The following is a 1,226-nucleotide window of genomic DNA, read 5'->3' as shown; positions in this document are numbered from 1 at the left end:
GCCTTCACGTGTGCTCCTCTGCGGGTGGTGTCACTCTCCGCAGGGTCTGGGGCGGCCGGCCGATCGAGCGTGACAGGGCCTCCCCGGGCCTGTCGACCTCGATCCGGAGCTGTTTCTCGGTCGGGGCACTCGTGTCGGGCGAGGTCCGATCGTCGCCGACCGAATTGCCCCCATCACGTTCCGTGTCCCTCATCCGCACACGAGAGCGCATCGGCCGCCGCAGGTCAACGTCCGGCCCACGGCTGCCCACCATTCGGACGCACGCCATCGCGCTGCGTATCGGTCCGAGGATCTCCGACGCGGCCCACCGGCGCGGGGGGCCGACCGCCGGCCATGTCCTCGACCCGGCAGATCGGACCTGGCGGTGCGCCGTCGACCTCGGCGCGCGAGATTGCCCGGTCCTCGTCGCGGAGACGGTCCCCCGGCGACACCCTCGTCGGACGTACCCACGGGAGGAGGACCTCCGATGCGAGCAGGACGGTCAGATGGCGCCGGGGCCGGGCGGAACGTGCCGGCCGACCTCGCCCGGGGGCTGGGGGTGTTCAGCCTCGCGCTGGGGTCGGTCCAGCTCGCCGCCCCGGCCACGGTCGCCCGCCTGGCGGGCGTCCGGGAGGACGGTGCGGCGGTCCGGGCGGTCACGTCGGTGTTCGGGGCCCGGGAGCTGGCACACGGCGCCGGGATCCTCGCCGGCCGTCGCACGGCCGGCTGGGTGTGGAGCCGGGTCGCGGGCGACGTGCTCGACGTCGCCGCCCTGGCGACGGGGGCAAGGCGTCGGGGGGCCGTCCCGACCCGTCTGGCGCTGGGACTGACGGCGCTCACGGCGGTGACGGTCGCGGACGTCCTGACCGCCCGCGAGCTGTCCCGTCGAGGCGGTGACGGCGCGGGCGAGTGCCGGGCGGTCGCCGCGATCACGGTCAACCGGCCCCGCCCGGAGGTGTACCGGCACTGGCGCGACCTCGAGCGTCTCCCGGACTTCATGGCGCACCTGCGCTCGGTCCGCGCCACGGACGCGGGGCGGTCGCACTGGGAGGCCTCCGGTCCGGGCGGGTCCACCGTCGGCTGGGACGCCGAGATCGTCGAGGACCACGAGAGCGAGGTGCTCTCCTGGAGATCCATCGAGGGTGCCGACGTGGACAACTCGGGCTCGGTGCATTTCCGCGACGCGGCGGGGGGGCGGGGCACGGAGGTCGTGGTCGACCTGCGCTACCGCCCACCGGCCGGCCGCG

At 75.3% G+C, this 1,226-nt stretch carries 1 protein-coding gene; it reads left to right on the top strand.

Annotated elements, in window-relative coordinates:
• Positions 1-466: 466 nt before the first annotated feature.
• Positions 467-1,226 (top strand): SRPBCC family protein (locus ACFPBZ_RS29395; protein ID WP_378039649.1); only part of this gene is annotated, 760 nt, incomplete at its 3' end.

The sequence above is a fragment of the Actinomycetospora atypica genome (assembly GCF_042653685.1).
In the GTDB taxonomy this organism is placed as follows: Bacteria; Actinomycetota; Actinomycetes; order Mycobacteriales; family Pseudonocardiaceae; genus Actinomycetospora; species Actinomycetospora atypica.
The sequence above is the reverse complement of the archived record's forward strand: the minus strand, read 5'-3'. Positions and strand labels throughout refer to the sequence as shown.